This is a genomic window from Nonomuraea africana (genome assembly GCF_014873535.1).
In the GTDB taxonomy this organism is placed as follows: Bacteria; Actinomycetota; Actinomycetes; order Streptosporangiales; family Streptosporangiaceae; genus Nonomuraea; species Nonomuraea africana.
This window is the reverse complement of the sequence record NZ_JADBEF010000001.1, coordinates 6,859,226-6,876,966: the sequence shown is the minus strand read 5'-3', so window position 1 is coordinate 6,876,966 and position 17,741 is coordinate 6,859,226. Positions and strand designations below refer to the sequence as shown.

13 protein-coding genes and 2 rRNA genes are annotated in these 17,741 nt (G+C 66.2%); 6 read left to right on the top strand and 9 right to left on the bottom strand.

The genetic code is table 11. From position 1 onward, the window contains the following. Positions 1 to 125: 125 nt before the first annotated feature. From H4W81_RS32555 to H4W81_RS32545, 3 genes are all read left to right on the top strand, one after another. Positions 126 to 3,233: ribosomal RNA gene (locus H4W81_RS32555) — 23S ribosomal RNA — on the top strand. A 61-nt stretch (positions 3,234 to 3,294) separates the two neighbouring features. Further along, positions 3,295 to 3,411: ribosomal RNA gene (rrf, locus tag H4W81_RS32550) — 5S ribosomal RNA — on the top strand. A 554-nt stretch (positions 3,412 to 3,965) separates the two neighbouring features. Continuing rightward, a complete protein-coding gene (locus tag H4W81_RS32545; protein WP_192778311.1) occupies positions 3,966 to 4,658 on the top strand; it encodes a maleylpyruvate isomerase family mycothiol-dependent enzyme in 693 nt (230 codons plus the stop codon). Positions 4,659 to 4,837: 179 nt separating this feature from the next. On the opposite strand, the gene H4W81_RS32540 is transcribed toward H4W81_RS32545, so the two are convergent. Continuing rightward, positions 4,838 to 5,674 (bottom strand): PhzF family phenazine biosynthesis protein, encoded by an 837-nt coding sequence (locus H4W81_RS32540; RefSeq protein ID WP_318782104.1) that lies wholly within the window; start codon positions 5,672 to 5,674, stop codon positions 4,838 to 4,840. A 109-nt stretch (positions 5,675 to 5,783) separates the two neighbouring features. On the opposite strand from H4W81_RS32540, the gene H4W81_RS32535 reads away from it, so the two are divergent. Beyond that, positions 5,784 to 6,164: a cell division protein SepF gene (locus H4W81_RS32535; protein WP_192778310.1), complete on the top strand. Its 381-nt coding sequence runs from the start codon at positions 5,784 to 5,786 to the stop codon at positions 6,162 to 6,164. A gap of 458 nt (positions 6,165 to 6,622) precedes the next feature. Here H4W81_RS32535 and H4W81_RS32530 read toward each other — a convergent pair whose 3' ends face one another. The 4 genes from H4W81_RS32530 to H4W81_RS32515 all read right to left on the bottom strand — a co-directional run bounded on the left by H4W81_RS32530 (position 6,623) and on the right by H4W81_RS32515 (position 11,429). Then, positions 6,623 to 7,954, bottom strand: coding sequence for a hypothetical protein (locus H4W81_RS32530; RefSeq protein ID WP_225958900.1), 1,332 nt, complete (start codon positions 7,952 to 7,954; stop codon positions 6,623 to 6,625). Between the two features lie 91 nt (positions 7,955 to 8,045). Next, positions 8,046 to 9,773: an arginine--tRNA ligase gene (gene argS, locus H4W81_RS32525; RefSeq protein WP_192778309.1), complete on the bottom strand. Its 1,728-nt coding sequence runs from the start codon at positions 9,771 to 9,773 to the stop codon at positions 8,046 to 8,048. A 56-nt stretch (positions 9,774 to 9,829) separates the two neighbouring features. Next, on the bottom strand, positions 9,830 to 10,816 hold the full coding sequence (gene plsX / locus H4W81_RS32520) for a phosphate acyltransferase PlsX (RefSeq protein ID WP_225960418.1): 987 nt from the start codon (positions 10,814 to 10,816) through the stop codon (positions 9,830 to 9,832). Between the two features lie 55 nt (positions 10,817 to 10,871). Further along, on the bottom strand, positions 10,872 to 11,429 hold the full coding sequence (locus H4W81_RS32515) for a DUF1707 SHOCT-like domain-containing protein (RefSeq protein ID WP_318782102.1): 558 nt from the start codon (positions 11,427 to 11,429) through the stop codon (positions 10,872 to 10,874). Positions 11,430 to 11,604: 175 nt separating this feature from the next. Here H4W81_RS32515 and H4W81_RS32510 point away from each other — a divergent pair, with 175 nt between their 5' ends. After that, positions 11,605 to 12,927, top strand: coding sequence for a KamA family radical SAM protein (locus H4W81_RS32510; protein WP_192778306.1), 1,323 nt, complete (start codon positions 11,605 to 11,607; stop codon positions 12,925 to 12,927). Positions 12,928 to 13,304: 377 nt separating this feature from the next. After that, entirely contained in the window at positions 13,305 to 14,114 is an 810-nt protein-coding gene (locus tag H4W81_RS32505) for a hypothetical protein (protein ID WP_192778305.1), read from the top strand. A 689-nt stretch (positions 14,115 to 14,803) separates the two neighbouring features. On the opposite strand, the gene H4W81_RS32500 is transcribed toward H4W81_RS32505, so the two are convergent. The 4 genes from H4W81_RS32500 to H4W81_RS32485 all read right to left on the bottom strand — a co-directional run bounded on the left by H4W81_RS32500 (position 14,804) and on the right by H4W81_RS32485 (position 17,427). Further along, positions 14,804 to 14,959 carry a hypothetical protein gene (locus H4W81_RS32500; RefSeq protein WP_192781480.1) on the bottom strand — a complete coding sequence of 52 codons (156 nt, stop codon included), beginning with the start codon at positions 14,957 to 14,959 and terminating at the stop codon, positions 14,804 to 14,806. 97 nt (positions 14,960 to 15,056) lie between these two features. After that, positions 15,057 to 15,578, bottom strand: a complete 522-nt coding sequence (locus tag H4W81_RS32495; RefSeq protein ID WP_225958899.1) for a YbhB/YbcL family Raf kinase inhibitor-like protein — start codon at positions 15,576 to 15,578, stop codon at positions 15,057 to 15,059. Between the two features lie 84 nt (positions 15,579 to 15,662). After that, on the bottom strand, positions 15,663 to 16,514 hold the full coding sequence (locus tag H4W81_RS32490) for an ABC transporter ATP-binding protein (protein ID WP_192778304.1): 852 nt from the start codon (positions 16,512 to 16,514) through the stop codon (positions 15,663 to 15,665). Continuing rightward, positions 16,507 to 17,427 carry an ABC transporter permease gene (locus tag H4W81_RS32485; protein ID WP_192778303.1) on the bottom strand — a complete coding sequence of 307 codons (921 nt, stop codon included), beginning with the start codon at positions 17,425 to 17,427 and terminating at the stop codon, positions 16,507 to 16,509. The genes H4W81_RS32490 and H4W81_RS32485 overlap by 8 nt, the downstream gene beginning before the upstream one ends. Positions 17,428 to 17,741 lie beyond the last annotated feature (314 nt).

Below are 17,741 nucleotides of genomic sequence, written 5' to 3'. Positions count from 1 at the left end.
GAGGAAACGGACATCGTGAGATGTTCTCCTCTGGAGCACAGGACCGGGGATCCTCCCCTTTTGGGGAGGCTAGCCGGTCGCTGTTTGTTGTTTGAGATTTGCATAGTGGACGCGAGCATCTTTGTGGCCAAGTTTTTTAGGGCACACGGTGGATGCCTTGGCATCAGGAGCCGATGAAGGACGTGGGAGGCTGCGTTAAGCCTCGGGGAGTCGCCAACCAGACGTTGATCCGGGGATGTCCGAATGGGGAAACCTAGCACCAGTCATGTGGTGTTGCCTCCGCCTGAATGTATAGGGCGGTTGGTGGTAACGCGGGGAAGTGAAACATCTCAGTACCCGTAGGAAGAGAAAACAACAGTGATTCCGTGAGTAGTGGTGAGCGAAAGCGGATCAGGCTAAACCGGGCATGTGTGATAGCCGGCAGGCGTTGCATGTTCGGGGTCGTGGGACCCTCTTGATCGATCTGCCGATCGGTCGAACAGTGAGAAACCTGTCTGATAGTTGAAGCCTCTGGGAAGGGGCGCCGTAGACCGTGAGAGCCGGGTAGACGAAATCGGATGGGCTGTTTGAGGGGATCCCAAGTAGCACGGGGCCCGAGAAATCCTGTGTGAATCTGCCAGGACCACCTGGTAAGCCTAAATACTCCCTGATGACCGATAGTGCACTAGTACCGTGAGGGAAAGGTGAAAAGTGCCCCGGTGAGGGGTCGTGAAATAGTACCTGAAACCGTGTGCCTACAAGCCGTAGGAGCTTAGTCGTCTTCGGACGGCTGTGATGTGACTGCGTGCCTTTTGAAGAATGAGCCTGCGAGTTATGGTGTGTGGCGAGGTTAACCCGTGTGGGGGAGCCGTAGCGAAAGCGAGTCTGAATAGGGCGTTTGAGTCGCATGCTGTAGACCCGAAGCGGAGTGATCTACGCATGGGCAGGTTGAAGCGAGGGTAAGACCTCGTGGAGGACCGAACCCACCAGGGTTGAAAACCTGGGGGATGACCTGTGTGTAGGGGTGAAAGGCCAATCAAACTCCGTGATAGCTGGTTCTCCCCGAAATGCATTTAGGTGCAGCGTCGCGTGTTTCTTGCCGGAGGTAGAGCACTGGATGGCCGATGGGCCCGACAAGGTTACTGACGTCAGCCAAACTCCGAATGCCGGTAAGTGAGAGCGTGGCAGTGAGACTGCGGGGGATAAGCTCCGTAGTCGAGAGGGAAACAGCCCAGATCACCGACTAAGGCCCCTAAGCGTGTGCTAAGTGGGAAAGGATGTGGAGTCGCAGAGACAACCAGGAGGTTGGCTTAGAAGCAGCCATCCTTGAAAGAGTGCGTAATAGCTCACTGGTCAAGTGATTCCGCGCCGACAATGTAGCGGGGCTCAAGTACACCGCCGAAGTCGTGGCATTGACCCCCATGCGGGGTTGATGGGTAGGGGAGCGTCGTGCAGCCGGCGAAGCAGCAGAGTGATCTAGTTGTGGAGGCTGTGCGAGTGAGAATGCAGGCATGAGTAGCGAATGCAGGGTGAGAAACCCTGCCGCCGGATGACCAAGGGTTCCTGGGCCAGGCTAATCCGCCCAGGGTAAGTCGGGACCTAAGGCGAGGCCGACAGGCGTAGTCGATGGACAACGGGTTGATATTCCCGTACCCGCTTTAACGCGCCCATATCGAACCTCGTGATGCTAAGAGTCCTTAAGCCCCGCAGCGTCCTTCGGGACAAGTGGTGAGGCTGAACGCTCGATCCGATCGGGTAGTAGGTAAGCGATGGGGTGACGCAGGAAGGTAGTCCAACCCAGGCGATGGTTGTTCCTGGGGTAAGCATGTAGGGAGTGTCGTAGGCAAATCCGCGACACACGTATCCTGAGATGTGATGCCGAGCCGATTGTGGCGAAGTGGATGATCCTATGCTGCCGAGAAAAGCCTCTAGCGAGTGTTGTGGCGGCCCGTACCCTAAACCGACTCAGGTGGTCAGGTAGAGAATACCAAGGCGATCGGGTGAACTGTGGTTAAGGAACTCGGCAAATTGCCCCCGTAACTTCGGGAGAAGGGGGACCTCTGCTGGTGATGAAACTAGCTTTCTGAGCTGGTGGGGGTCGCAGTGGCCAGGGGGAAGCGACTGTTTACTAAAAACACAGGTCCGTGCGAAGTCGTAAGACGATGTATACGGACTGACGCCTGCCCGGTGCCGGAACGTTAAGGGGACCGCTTAGCTGTGGTAACACAGCGAAGGTGAGAACTTAAGCGCCGGTAAACGGCGGTGGTAACTATAACCATCCTAAGGTAGCGAAATTCCTTGTCGGGTAAGTTCCGACCTGCACGAATGGCGTAACGACTTCCCCGCTGTCTCAACCGCAGACCCGGCGAAATTGCACTACGAGTAAAGATGCTCGTTACGCGCAGCAGGACGGAAAGACCCCGGGACCTTCACTACAGCTTGACATTGGCGTTTGGAGCGTCTTGTGTAGGATAGGTGGGAGACTGTGAAGCTCGGACGCTAGTTCGGGTGGAGTCATTGGTGAAATACCACTCTGGTCGTTTTGAACGTCTAACTCTGGTCCGTGATCCGGATCGGGGACAGTGTCTGGTGGGTAGTTTAACTGGGGCGGTTGCCTCCTAAAGAGTAACGGAGGCGCCCAAAGGTTCCCTCAGCCTGGTTGGCAATCAGGTGTCGAGTGTAAGTGCACAAGGGAGCTTGACTGTGAGACTGACGGGTCGAGCAGGAGCGAAAGCTGGGACTAGTGATCCGGCGGTGGCATGTGGAAGCGCCGTCGCTCAACGGCTAAAAGGTACCCCGGGGATAACAGGCTGATCTTCCCCAAGAGTCCATATCGACGGGATGGTTTGGCACCTCGATGTCGGCTCGTCGCATCCTGGGGCTGGAGTAGGTCCCAAGGGTTGGGCTGTTCGCCCATTAAAGCGGTACGCGAGCTGGGTTTAGAACGTCGCGAGACAGTTCGGTCCCTATCCGCTGCGCGCGCAGGAGACTTGAAAGGGGCTGTCCCTAGTACGAGAGGACCGGGACGGACGAACCTCTGGTGTGCCAGTTGTACCGCCAGGTGCACGGCTGGTTGGCTACGTTCGGAAGGGATAACCGCTGAAAGCATCTAAGCGGGAAGCTCGCCTTGAGATGAGGTCTCCCACCACGAGAGTGGGTAAGGCTCCCGGTAGACGACCGGGTTGATAGGCCGGAGGTGGAAGCACGGTAACGTGTGGAGCTGACCGGTACTAATAGGCCGAGGACTTGACCACAAAGCATTCTTGCTCGCGTCCACTACGCAATTCTGAGACAACAAGCACTGTCTCATGGGGTTGCGGCGGTTATAGCGCAGGGGAAACACCCGGTTACATTCCGAACCCGGAAGTTAAGCTCTGCAGCGCCGATGGTACTGCACTCGGGAGGGTGTGGGAGAGTAGGTCGCCGCCGCGCAATCTTTACATTATGGGATTTGGGGTTCCACCGTCTGGTGGGGCCCCTTTTCTCGTTGTCGGGGGTTCTGCCATGTGCTCGTCATCGCGCGAAAAGTGAGGAACGCCGGGCTGGCCGACCAGGGCCGCAAAGCCTGACGCGAGACGCCACCCCTAGATACCAGGCCGTCCGGATAGGCGGGACGGCGTTCCAGTCGCCGGTGTCGTCGCGGTGCTGCACCTGCCGTACCCCGAGGGCGGTTGCACCTGCCGTACCCGAGGGCGGCACTGCACCTGCCGTACCCGAGGATGGACGGCGAGCCGGGCGCCGAGCTGAGCCATCAGCTCCTTGGTGACGTCGTCCAGCCGGACGCAGGCGACGTCGAAGTGAGGTCGCGGGCCACCATCAGCCCGAGCGCCGCGCTGCCGACGCATTCGGGTGTGCCCATGGTGGAGAGCAGCGACTCCAGGCGGAGGTCATCGCTTCCCGCGCGGCCTTCGGCTTGCGGCCGGCCTTGGCGATGGAGAAGGGGCATGATCGCAAGACTGTCAGAGGGCTTGGTTAGGTTGCCTGGCATGGATTCTCGAGATCTTCTCGCCCATCTGGGTCAGGAGCTGATGGCGTTTCGGGCCTGTCTGGATGCCGATCTGGAGGCGCCGATCGAGCACTGCGGCGACTGGACCTTGCGCGATCTCGCCGAGCATCTGGGTGGGTCCAATCTGTGGGCCGCTGTGGCGGTGATGGAGAAGCGGGGCGACTACGTGGCTGCGGCGGCGCCGAGAGATCGTGCGGGGTTGCTGCGGTGGTTCGATCGCGCGTCGGCGACCTTGCTGGAGGCGTTGGATGCTGACCCGTCGGTGGAGGCGTGGACGTTTCATCCGCCGGGCACGGTGGGGTTCTGGCAGCGGCGCCGGTGTCTGGAGGCGTTGCTGCACCGGTGGGATGCCGAACATGCTCTGGGTACGGCAAGCGTCCTCCCGCCGGAGCTGGCGGGGGAGGGGGTGGCTGAGGTGGTGGACACGATGGCGCCACGACAGGTCGTGCGGGGACGGGCGCGGCCGCCCGGCTCCGCTGTGCGACTCGACGCGACCGACACGGGGGCGTCGTGGACGTATGGGCCCGGCGCGCCGGTCGCCAAAGTGTCCGGTACCGCGGAGCACCTCTTGTTGATGCTGTGGGGGCGGAGGCCGATGGTCGACGAGGCGTTCGTATGGGAGGGCGATGTGGAGGCTGGTGGTGGGGTGCTGGCCGGTCCGCTGACGGGCTAGACGACATGCGCGGTGCACTTCGGGCGACCTCTACCTCGTTATGGGGCTTCGACCGCTGACGACTGGAAGGTCTGCGGCATGAGACCGCAGGCTTGGGAGATCTGTGGCAGGCCGCAGGCTGACGAATGCGGAGGATCGCTGAGGTGCCGGTGGAGGACGCTGGAGAGAGGTGCGGCGGTCTAGGTGTCGAGGTGCAGGGTGGCTTCGAGGATGGTCACTGCGCGGCCGGCCAGGTCGACTCGGTCGCCGCGGAGGGTGGTGTGGACCATGCCGCCCCTTGCCGACAGCTGGGCGCCGAGGAGAGAGTCGCGGCCGAGCCTGGCCGACCAGAACGGGGCGAGTGCGCAGTGAGCCGAACCGGTGACCGGGTCCTCGGGCACACCCACACGAGGCGCGAAGAAGCGCGAGACGTAGTCGGCGGGGGTGGCGGAGGAGGCCGCGGCGGTGACGATGACGCCCCTCGCGTCGACGGCCTCGAGGGCGGGGATGTCGGGGCGAAGGGAGCGCACGCTCTCCTCGGATTCGAGCTCCACCAGCAGGTCGAGCTGGCTGCGGTTCACGCTTACCACCGCAGCTCCAAGTGCCTTTTCGAGTCCGTCGGGAACTGTGGCAGGAGTCACTTCTTTGGCTGGGAAATCCATCGTGATCAGTCCGTCGTCGGATCGATTCACGGTGAGGATTCCACTCTTCGTCGTGAATTGGAGCGTTCCGGTGGCCGCTCCTGTGGAATAGAGCACATGGGCCGTGGCCAGCGTCGCGTGTCCGCTCAGCGATACTTCGACCGCCGGAGTGAACCAGCGCAGCGAATTACCGAGCAGGAACGCGGTCTCCGACAGGCCCATCTCGGTGGCCAGAGACTGCATCCAGGTGTCGGAAGCGCCTGCGTTCAGGAGGCAGACAGCGGCAGGATTACCGTGGAATGCTGTGTCGGTGAAGGCATCGACGGTGAACAGGCGCATGAGATCGATGATATAGGCGGCAGATATCCAGTCGAAACCGGGACGCTTGCCGTACAAAATGGAATATGTGTTGGGCGTGTCGCATGGCGAACGCCGAGGCGTCGGTTACCGTCCAATGTGTAGGGACGTGCCGATTACGGTGAGTTCCTGAGGAAAGGACAAGCCGATGGGGGCAGTGCGCAAGGTGGTGAGCTACCTTGGCCTGGGCGGGATCGATCAATACGACGACGGCTACGAAGACGAGCAGTACGAAGATGAGTACGTGCCGGCGTCGGAGCGTGCCGCGAAGCGGTGGCGGGCCACCGTCGAGTCGTCGCGGATCGTGATGGTCCAGCCACTGAAGTACAACGACGCGCCGATGATCGGCCAGCACTTCCGCGAGGGGCAGACGGTCATCATGGACGTCACCGGCATGCCCATGCCGGAGGCCACCAGGATGGTCGACTTCGCGGCCGGACTGGCTTACGGGTGCGACGGGCGGATCGAACGCATCGCGGATCGGGTGTTCCTGCTCGCGCCCGCGCATGTGGAGATCGAGAGCACCTGAGCTCTGTGAGCGTGCGCCGGACCGGCTGGGGGGCTGGTCTGGTGCGTCCGCTGGGCGTGCCGCCGGGCGGACGAACGTATGCGTGATGGCGCGCCTGCTGGAGCACTGCCGCGCGTCATGGCGACTGTTCTTTCGACGGCCCCCGCTCGCCGACCTTAGGCTTGCGAGGGGCCACTGCCCACAAGGCCGGAAGACGGGGCCTGCTGGACCGAAGACGGCGCCCACTGGGCCGAGGCCCGAAGACGGGAGCCTGCCGCGAAGGCCCGAAGTGCAGCGTGAAGCCCGAAGTGCAGCGTGAAGCCCGAAGTGCTGCGCAAGGTCTGTAGTGCCGCGAAGCCCGAGAGTGGGGTCTGCCGCGCCATGCCTAAGACGGGGCCTGCTGCGCAAGGCTGAAGACGGGCCTGCTGGGCGAGGTCTGAAGGCGGGGTCTGGTGTGCGAGGCTCGGTGGAAGGTCGGGCTAGGCGGCTCTGGGGCCGCGGCGGAGGAGGCGGATGAGCCCGGCGGAGTCCTCGGCGGCCTGCTTGGCCCGGTCGTCGGCCTCACGGGCGTACGCGTGCAGGGCCCAGACCGCGCCATCCGCGAGGTCCTTGAGCTCCGCGAGCCGCGTCTCCACGTAAGCCGCGTCGGAACGTCGCGCCTGCTGGTGTCGCCAGAGTTGCCAGCCACCCAGGCCGGCGGCGGCCACCCCCACGACGGCGAGCGGCCACCAGGCCACGACCGCGAGGATCACCAGGGTGCCGGCCAGGGCCATGAGCAGGTAGGCGAGCCACGGCAGGCGGCGGTCGGGGACCCCGTCGGTGATGATGGCGCGCTCGGCGGCGGCCATCGACTCGGCGTCAGGCCCCTCTGGCAGTAGCACCAGGCGGTGGCCGAGCACCGGCACGGTGATCGAGTCGGGCGGAGTGAGCCGGGTGTCGGCTTCCAGTTCCGCGGCGACCTCGCGCAGGATCGGCGCGGCGACGTGGAGCGCGATCGCGGCCAGGTAAGGGTCCGAGCCCGGGCGCAGGTCGTCGAGCAGGTGACCGATGAGCGAGCCCATCGGTCCCGCGGGCCCGCCGAGGCCGACCAGCGAACGGAGGACGGCCAGCGGCTCCTCCTCCGCCCAGGCCGTGGCGGGCGTGGCGGCCGAGTTGGTGAGCGGCGTGCGGGAGTCGTGCTCGGCCTGCCTGGTCATGGTGATCTCGGCGCACCGGGCGCGCAGCCTGGACAGGCGGGCGGCGGCCTGGGCGGGCTTGGCCAGTTCGGGGATCTCGGCCAGTTCGGGGAAGTCGACGAGGGCGGTGGGCACCACGACGGACGGCTCGCCTGGGGCGAGGGCCTGGAGCCACTGCTCGGTGTCGGCGTGCGCGGGGATGGACAGCGCGTCGAGCTTGCGAAGGACGAAGATCTTGCCGGCCGGGCCGTACGCGCCCCTGGCGGCGGCCAGCCACAGCGCACGCTGGCCGTGGTTGACGGGCAGCTCCATGGACAGCTCGCCGAAGGCGGTGCCCAGCCAGGAGGCGTGGATGCGGTCACCGTGGCCGGCCACGGCCAGGGCCAGGCACAGGAACAGGGCGGTGTTGCGCTGGTCGCGGTTGGCGGCCGTGGTCAGCGGCTCGAGGGGGTCGTCGCCCCTGAGGATCGCGACGAGCGCCTGGACGGCAGGCGGCAGCCAGAAGCCGGGAATGTCCCGAAAGGCGGGTGCCGCTGGGGGCGCCGAGCCGTTGGCGGCGAGGTTGGCGAGCAGAGCCTCGGCGTAGCGGTGGAGCTCAGTCGTGGCTGGGGGGCTCGCGCTCAGATCCGTTGCCAAGGTCGAGAACTCCCCCAATGTCGGCCTCACTTCATGACCGCGTAAAGCCTAGCCGGGGGGCGCGCCAACCAGGTGGAGGCGCGCCCATCCCTTACATGCGGTCGGGAACGGGGACTCCCAGGAGGTCGAGACCGGTTTCCAGCACGCGCAGGGTCAGCGCGCACAGGGCGAGCCTGGAGGCACGCGTCTCGGCGTCGACGCCCTCCATGAGCACTGGGCACTCCTCGTAGAAGGTGCTGAAGAGGCTGGCGGTCTCGAAGAGGAAGGCGCACAATCTGTGCGGCTCGACGAGATCGGCGACCTGGTCGACGACCGCGCCGAACCCGAGCAGGTGCAGGGCGAGAGCGCGCTCGGCCGGCACGCCGAGGATGATCGGACCCTGCGCGGCGGCAGGCTCGACCCCGGCCTTGCGGAAGATGGAGCGGATCCGGGCCGTGGCGTACTGCATGTACGGGCCGGTGTTGCCCGAGAAGTTGAGCATGCGGTCGAAGTCGAAGACGTACTCGCTGTCGTGGCTGATCGACAGGTCGGCGTACTTGACCGCGCCCATGCCCACCGCGTGGGCGATCTCGGCTCTGGTCTCCTCGTCGTACCCGCGTTCGGCGATGGCCGTGCCGGCGCGGTCGACCGCCTCCTGGAGCAGGTCCATGAGCTTGACCGACTCGCCTGAGCGGGTCTTGAAGCGGCGGCCGTCCTTGCCCAGCATCATGCCGATCTGGACGTGCTCGGCGGAGACCGAGTCGGGCAGCCACCCCGCCTGCCTGGCGGCGGCGAACACCATGCGGAAGTGGAGCGCCTGGTCGGCTCCGACCACGTAGAGAATGCGGTCGGCCTTGAGGTCGTCGACGCGGTAGCGGATCGCCGCCATGTCGGTGGAGGCGTAGCCGTAGCCGCCGTCGCTCTTGCGGATGATCAGGGGGAGCGGCTTGTCGTCCGAGCCGGTGAAACCCGGCGGGAACAGGCAGAGCGCGCCCTCGCTGAGCACCGCGACGCCCTGCGCCTCGAGGTCGTCGCAGGTCTTCTCGAGCATCGAGTTGTACATGCTCTCGCCCGCGATGTCGGCGTCGGTGAGCGTGACGCCGAGCATCTCGTAGACCTTGTCGAAGTAGCGGATCGTGGCGTCCATGAAGACGTGCCAGAGCCGGATGGTCTCAGGATCGCCCGACTGGAGCGTGGTGACCCGCTGGCGGGAGCGCGTCTTGAACGCCTCGTCGCTGTCGAACTTGGCGCGGGCGGCCTGGTAGTACTCGGTGCCCTGGCCGGCCTCGAGCTGCTCGACCGCGGCCGCCTCGCCGATGTCGAGCAGGTGCTCGATGAGCATGCCGAACGGCGTGCCCCAGTCGCCCAAGTGGTTCTGGCGCACGACGGTGCTGCCCAGGTGCTCGTAGATGCGCGCCATGGCGTCGCCCACGATCGTGGTGCGCAGGTGGCCGACGTGCATCTCCTTGGCCGCGTTCGGGGCGGAGTAGTCGATCACCACGCGCTGCGGCGGGGTGGCCGTGCCGATGCCCGTGCGGGGGTCGGCGAGCATCTCGGTGGCCTCGGCGGTGATCCAGCCGGAGTCGAGCGTGATGTTGAGGAAGCCGGGGCCGCTGACCTCGACCGTGCCCGGGAAGTCGCCGAGCTGGTCGGCGATGGCCTGGGCGACCTCCCGCGGGGCTCGTCGCAGGCGCTTGCCCAGGCTCATCGCGACGTTCGCCTGGAAGTCGGCGAACTGGGAGGGCCTGATCAGCGGGTCTGCGTCGGCGTACTCGGAACCGAACGCGTTCGCCAGCGCCTGCTGGACGCGCTCGGTGAGCACTATCTGCGGGTCGGTCATGCTCTAAGGGTACCGGTGAGCCCGACTGCGGCGCTGATTGCCGCGATGGGTGGTGATCACCAGAGCCGGTGGGGGCGATGGCCGGTGGCGAGGCGTTCGCCGATCCTGGCGACGATGCCCCTGCGCGAGAGGGTGGCGGCCAGCTGGCACGCCGCGCTGATGGAGGCGGCCTTGGCCGCTCCGTGCGCGATGACGACCGTGCCGTTGAGGCCGAGGAGGGCCGCTCCGCCGTACGCCTCGGAGTCGAGCCTTCGGGAGAGGTCCCTGAGCCGGCCGCGTTGCATGAGCGCGCCCATCCTCGCCATCGGGCTGGCGCTGATGGACTCGCTCAGTTCGGTGAAGGCGTAGCGGACCGCGCCCTCCATCGTCTTGAGCGCGACGTTGCCGGTGAAGCCGTCGGTCACGATGACGTCCGCCGCGCCCGAGAGCAGGTCGTGGCCCTCGACGTTGCCGATGAAGGTGATGCCGTGCGTGGCCTTCAGCAGCTCGTGGGCGCGCTTCGCGAGCTTGTTGCCCTTCTCGGGCTCGGCGCCGATGGTGAGCAGGCCGACGCGGGGGGCGTCCATGGCGTAGGCGGTCTCGGCGTAGGCGGAGCCGAGATGTGCGAACTGCACCAGCATTTCCGGCTTGACCTCGGCGTTCGCGCCCGCGTCGAGCAGGATGGTGGGCCTGGGCCTGGTGGGCAGGGCGACGGCGAGCGCGGGCCTGAGCACCGACTGCTGCGCCTTCAGCCTGAGTTTGCCCGTGGCGACGACCCCGCCGGTGGAGCCGGCCGAGACCACGGCCGAGGCGTCGCCCCGCCTGAGCAGATGGCAGGCGACGGCGATGCTGGAGCGGGGGCGGCGCAGGCTGGACAGCGCGCCCTCGTCCATGGCCAGCGCCTCCTCGGCCCTGACGATCGGGATCTCGGAGGTGGCGTCGTGGTCGGCCAGCGACTCGTAGAGCACGCGTGGCGAGCCGACCAGGACGATCGACAGGCCGTGCTCTCTGACCGCCTGGACGGCACCGGCCACGATCTCGTGCGGCGCATGGTCGCCGCCCATGGCGTCAAGCGCTATCGGCGGTTCGGACTCTGGCACAGTTCGAATCGTATGGTTGTTATGCGAGGTTCCAGTCAGTGACCCCGCGGGCCACGACGACCTTTCCACAGGTCACCTTTCCGACGACCCTGATCACCGGCCCGCCGCTGCCCGCGCCGCCGGAGACCTGGCGCTTGGCGAACAGCGCGGCCACCTCGTCGATGACCTCGGCGTCGTCGGGGACGCGGATGATGAGCTTGGCGGCGTAGGCGTTGACGGTCAGGGTGATCTCCCTGCCGGGAAGCACGGCCTCGGACAGGTCGACGATGAGCGCGCCGTAGGCCGCGGTCAGTGTGGTGTGGCGAGAGGCGACCCACCGCCCCTTTCTGATGACCTTGCTGAAGACCGCGCTGACGGTCTGCTGGTCGACCAGGGCAGGCCGAGAGCTTGCCGAGATGTCGGGAAGGTCGTGGGTGATGGGGACGAGCTCGCCGACGGTCTTGGCCGAGTAGGCGGCTTCCAGCCGGTCGGCGTGCTCGACGCTGGTCAGTCTGCCCGTGGAGAGGGCCTCCCCGAGCACGGCCGCCACACGGTCGCGGTCGGCGTCGGAGGCTCGCAGAACTGCGTCGTCGGTCACAGTCCGCCAGTGTATGCGCATTCGCGATATGTCGCGAGTGGTCGAGTCTCGACAGAAACTTGGGCTGCGACGGAACCAGAAGTGGTCTGGGCCGCGTCCGGGTATAAGGACCCTAGACGCACGACAGGGCCACGAGGTTTACATCCGATCGAACAAAAAAGACGGGAAAGGCCTAGTGATCTTGAACCAAGCGGGAACACGGCGCTTCAAGGCGTACACCTCCAAGCACCTCGACGAGCTGTTGCGGCGTACGGAGCTGGACGAGGCGCAGCGGCTGAAGGTGCGGGCGGTGGCGACCGTACTGCCCTTTCGGACCAACGCCTACGTCGTGGATGAACTCATCGACTGGTCGGCCGCGCCCGACGATCCCATATACCGCCTGGTCTTCCCGCAGGCGGACATGCTGCCCGCCCCGGACGTGGACAGGCTGGCCGATCTCCTGAAGGCGGAGGCGCCCAACGCGGAGATCCAGGCCGAGGCCAACAGGGTCCGGATGAAACTCAACCCGCATCCGGCGGGACAGCTCTCGCTCAACGTGCCGCGCATCGACATGGAGCCCGTGCCCGGCATGCAGCACAAGTATCCCGAGACGGTCCTCTTCTTTCCCAAGCAGGGTCAGACATGCCACGCCTACTGCACCTACTGCTTCAGGTGGGCGCAGTTCGTGGGCGACGCCGACCTGAAGTTCGCCTCCGACGACGTCGGCCAGCTGCTGGCCTACCTGCGTGCGCACCCCGAGGTCACCAGCGTGCTGCTGACCGGAGGCGATCCCATGATCATGGGTGAGTCCGTGCTCAGGCGCTACGTCGAGCCGCTGCTGGAGATCGAGCAGCTGGAGTCCATCCGCATCGGCACCAAGTCGCTGGCCTACTGGCCGCAGCGCTTCACCACCGACCCCGACGCCGACGACACGCTGCGGCTGTTCGAGCAGGTGAAGGCGGCGGGCAAGAACCTGGCGTTCATGGCCCACTTCTCCCACCCGCGCGAGCTGGACTCCCCGCTGGTGTCGCAGGCGGTCTCGCGCATCATCTCCTCGGGGGCGACCATCCGCACCCAGGCGCCGCTGATCAGGTCGATCAACGACGATCCCGGGGTGTGGTCGTCGATGTGGCGGCGGCAGCTCGGGATGGGGATGATCCCCTACTACATGTTCGTCGAGCGGGACACGGGGCCGCAGGACTACTTCGCGGTGCCGCTCGCCCAGGCGTACGAGGTCTTCAGGGACGCGTACGCGTCGGTGTCGGGGCTCTGCCGTACGGTGCGGGGCCCTTCGATGTCGGCGACCCCAGGAAAGGTCTGCGTCGACGGGGTCACCGAGATCGCGGGACAGAAAGTCTTCGTCCTCCACCTCATCCAGGCTCGTGATCCCTCACTGGTCGGTAAGCCGTTCTTCGCTCATTACGACCCGCAGGCCGTGTGGCTGACCGATCTCCGTCCCGCCTTCGCCGATCGATTCCCGTGGGAGGCGGTCGCGCAGGAAGCTCTGCTGCCGGCCTGAGCGGTCAAGCCAATATCCCGCTACGGAAAAATCTGACCCCCCGGCCCGTGGCATTTGTTTCCCGAGCCGTTGTAACGGGCCGGTGGGACTCCTTTGATCGACTGGTAAGACGTCGGGGGAATATCCGAAATCAGCCCTCCCTATATCCGGACTTGTCAGCCGCCTTCTTGATCCGCTGTTGGGGCCCCAGCCAGGGTGGGGTTCGGGTTTATCGGCGTTCCCGGCCGCTCGCGGTGGTGATAGAACTGCGTCGGTAGCTCAGCCGGACGGCGCGCGCTCCCTGTGGCGCCCATAGCGCGCACGCCGGCTTTCGGGGACTTCGATTCGCGATTCGCATAACGAACAATGTGAATCGAAAAAGAGCCGGGAAGGCAATCATGAAGCGTATTATCAAGGCGGCGGTAGCCGTCGCCGTTTGCGGGCTCGCCGCGGCTGTGGCCGTGCCCGCGCAGGCCGACAACTCCATCCGCGTCAACGGGCACGGCGTCGTCGAATCCCTCTCCGTCACGGGGCAGACGGCAGGGTTCCGCAGTCTCCCGCCGTTCACGGGGCGGGCTTCGGTGGCGACGAGCACGATCGACAGGGAGGCGCTGGCCACCGGTGCCGCTCCCGCGGCCACGGGCGTGCTGCTCAACGGCCAGGAAGCGGCGACGGTGTCGCGCGTCCACGACAGCAGCGGCCCCTACGACGAGGTCGATCGCCTCATAGACAAGGCGCTGAACATCTCCCCGAAGGACCTGTACGAAGCCGCGCTGGACAAGGCCCGGCAGGACGTGCATGGAGCCGCGACAGCGGAGGACGAGCCGTTCATCGACAGCATCCTGCGGAGCCTGGGCGACACCACCTCCAGCGAGACCGGCATGGCCCCGGCGCGTGAAGGGCTGACGAGCCAGAGCGACACCGCGGGCGGCGCCGTCGAGAACGACGCCCGCGTCGCTCCAAGGATGGGTGCGCCCGAGCTGGCGCCCCTGATCCGCGAGGCGATGCCCTCCCAGGCCGCGCCGATCGCTGACTCGCTGCCCGGTGTCGTGAGCGCCGCCACGCTCGACGAGATCGCCCCGCTCGTCGATGCCGCCACCGACGTCGTCGACAACAACACCCACAGGAGCGTCAACTCGGTCGGCGAGACGCAGGGCGCGGTGGCCGAGTCGATCGCTCAGACGAACGACCTCGCCGCCCAGCACTGACAGCAGCGCGTCGTGGTGCCCTCCGCGCGATGCCTCCCCTGGCGGGGGTCGCGCCCAACACACCTGACCGCGGGCATGTCCTCCCCGGTGCCGGTAGGGCCGGAACCGCGCGTCACAGCCGGTGCCGGCGGGCGTGACACCGTACGGCAAGCCCGGCCGAGCGCCTGAGCAGGTGCGTGGCCGGGGCCAGCTGGAGGGTCGCTCTCCGGAAGCGCCTCTTCCGCACCGCCACGGCGCCCGTGACACCATGAACCGTTCGACGAGGATGGGACGGCACGTCGAACGGGCGCGGTGATCAGGGGCTGGAGGGAGAAACGGCGGCAGCCGGCACCGAACGGCTGGCGGGCGTGGGCCACGCGCTCACGGGACGGACCGCCAGCCGGTCGGCTCACCGGATGGCCGCCGCTCTTCTCCGCGACGCGGTCGTCAGGGTTGGCTCCACGAAACCGGTGGCCCGGATCGGGCCACCGGTTTCGCCATGTGCGCCGCTGCTGGTCCGCGGGCCGCGCTCGGCCCGCGGGACGGTGGAAGATCCACTGCGGGCCTGGCTCGGTCCGCGGTGGACAGGTGCGGGCCGGGCTCCACTCGCGGTGTGGACGGACAGGTGGGCCGGCTCGGCCCACGTGGCGGTGGACAGACGGCTGCGAGCCGGGCGCGGCCGGCAGCGGCGGTGGAGGGGCGGATGCGGGTCAGGTGATGCGGACGCCCGTGCGACGGGCGATCTGAGCCTGCAGCCTGGCCATCTGCCAGTGCAGCTCGATGAGTTGCTCGGCCAGCTCGGCCCTGGGAATCTCGGAAGGGTCCTCGATGGCCAAGTGGTCAATCGCGGTCGACAGCTCTCGCATCGCGCGCCCCCACTCCATCACGTTCCTCAGATCGAATTAACGTTCGAATCATAGCGGAACGACGAGAGCGGCGTCAGTCGTTTGCCCCTCCAGACACTCAGGTCTCGTACACAGGTGCGATAAAGCCTCTGGCCAGCGTGTTCGCGGTGATGTTGAAGCCGACCACCGCCGGTGGCGCGTCGGTGTCGAGCCCCAGCGAGTCGACGCCGAGGGCGTGCACGGCGAACAGGTAGCGGTGCGGGAGGCCGGGCGGCGGGGCGGCTCCGCCGTACGCCTTGACGGAGAAGTCGTTGCGGGCGTGCTTGCCCACCTTGGCGTCGGCCGTGCCGGCGCCCGTGGGCAGCTCGGTGACGTCGGCGGGGATGTCGAACAGCACCCAGTGCCAGAAGCCGCTGCCGGTGGGGGCGTCGGGGTCGTAGCAGGTGACCGCGTAGCTCCTGGTGCTCTCAGGGGCGCCCGACCAGCGCAGGTGGGGCGAGAGGTTCTGGCCCTTCATGCCCCAGTCGTCGAAGACGTGGGCCTCGGGCAGGCGCTCTCCGTCACGGATGTCGTCGCTCTCGACGGTCAGGGCGGGGACTTCGGGCAGGAAGTCGTAGGGGATAGGTGGCCTTGCGGGCAAGATGCACCTCCGGTGGATCCATGGGTTGTCCGCTTCCCATCTTCCACCCGGCGGCGCCGCGGCGGTGATCGCCGCAGGCGCGTGTCAGCCCTTGTTGTAGGCGGCGATGACCTCTTTGGGGTCACCGTCCATCTTGATCTTGCCCTTGTGCAGCCAGATGACCCTGTTGCAGGTCTCCTCGATCACCCTGAGGTCGTGCGCGACGAGGAAGACGGTGCCGGCGGACTCGCGGATCTGCTTGATCCGCTGCTCGCTCTTCTTGCGGAACTCCCTGTCGCCGGTGGCGAGCGCCTCGTCGATCAGCAGCACGTCGTGCGTCTTGGCCGAGGAGATGGCGAAGCGCAGGCGGGCGCCCATGCCCGAGGAGTAGGTGGACATGGGCAGCTGGACGAACTCGCCGATGCCGGAGAAGTCGACGATCTCGTCGTACTTCTCCTTGACCTGGGCGGGCGTCATGCCCATGGCGTAGCAGCCGAGGACGATGTTGCGCTCGCCCGTGAGCTCGCGCATGAGGGCCGCGTTGACGCCCAGGAGCGACGGCTGGCCGTCGGTGTAGACCGAGCCGGAGTGCGGCGGCAGCAGCCCCGCGATGGCCCGCAGGAGCGTGGACTTGCCCGAGCCGTTGCGGCCCACGATGCCGATGGCGTCGCCGTGGTAGGCCACGAAGGTCACGCCCTTGACCGCGTGGACCTCTTTCATCTGGGGTCGCCCCTGGCGCTTCAGCAGGCGCGTGAGGGCGTGTACGGCGTTGCCCTTCTCGTGGTCGCTGGCAGCGCCGTAGACGCGGTAGACGATGTGGAGGTCGTCGACGATGACGGTCGGTGTTCCCGTCGTGGGAGCCGGGGGCTCCGGGTTGGGGTGGACCCTGACGTCCTTGGGCGGGACCCCGGGCTCCTCAGCCTTCACTTGGGACAGCTCCTCGGTCAACTCAGCCACGGCCGTATCTCTCCTCGGCACGCCAGAAGTACCAGAAGCCGAAGGCGAGTGCGAACACCGCCCAGAATACGCAGCTCACCCAAGCCCACGTGGGTACAGGGTGGTCAGGGATCAGGATGTCCCGCATGAACTCGATGTAGGAGGCCGCGGGGTTGGCGTACATGATGTTGGCCACCCACTGCGGCATGTGCAGCGTCTCGACCACCTTCTCCTGGATGGAGAAGAAGACGCCCGAGGCGTAGAGCCAGGTGCGCATGATGAAGGGCAGCAGCTGGTTCATGTCGCGCATCGAGGAGCCGATGCGAGCCATGGCGAGACTGGCCCCCACGTTGAACATCGTCTGCAGCAGGAGCACGACGGGGATCATCAGCCAGAACCAGGTGGGGAGCGCTCCAGTCGAGACGACGACGAGCACCATGAGAATGCCCATGGAGATGGCCAGCTGCTGGAGCTCCTGGATCGCGTACGCCAGCGGTAGCGCGGCTCGGGGGAAGTGGAGCGCTCTGATCAGCGAGAGGTTGCCGGAGATCGACTTGGCGCCCGCCGTCACCGATCGCTGCGTGTAGGTGAAGACGAACATTCCCGTCAACAGGAAGGCGGGGTAGTGCTCGATGTTGCCCTGTCCGCCGAGGATGAGGCCGAACATCACGTAGTAGATGGCGGCGTTCAGCAGCGGGGTCAGCACCTGCCACAGCTGGCCGAGGGCCGAGTTGCTGTACTTCGAGACATTACGCGAGGTCGCGTAGGTCAGGATGAAGTGTCGCCGCTCCCACAACTGGCGCAGGTAGGCGGGGAACCTCGGCCGTGCGATGGCACGGCGAAGCCCGTATCGCTTGGCGAGCTTGCTCAGCGGCTCCTGCCCGCTGCGGCCGCCCGCCTGGGCGTCCGCGACAGCGGATTCCGGCTGGCTCATGGCATGGACTCTATTGGATCCAGATCGGTGAGATGCCTCGCGCGACGGTTTGCCGCAGACACTTGGACGTCGCCTTGGGAAGACGGGTTCCAGGCGCCGCCCAAGACTTGGTCAACGGTAGCCCAGGAGCGGTGGCGATGTGGGGACGGCGTGAGCACTGTCTGCTGCGGTGTATTTTTACTCGATGTTTGGCGCCGTGCTTATGCCCGTTTGACCGGTTTTCCTCCTCTATGTGGCGACTGGAATGAGGCTGAGAACGGGTGTGACGCCGGGCATACACACGTGTGACCGAACTGCAATGTGCCAGAGACTCG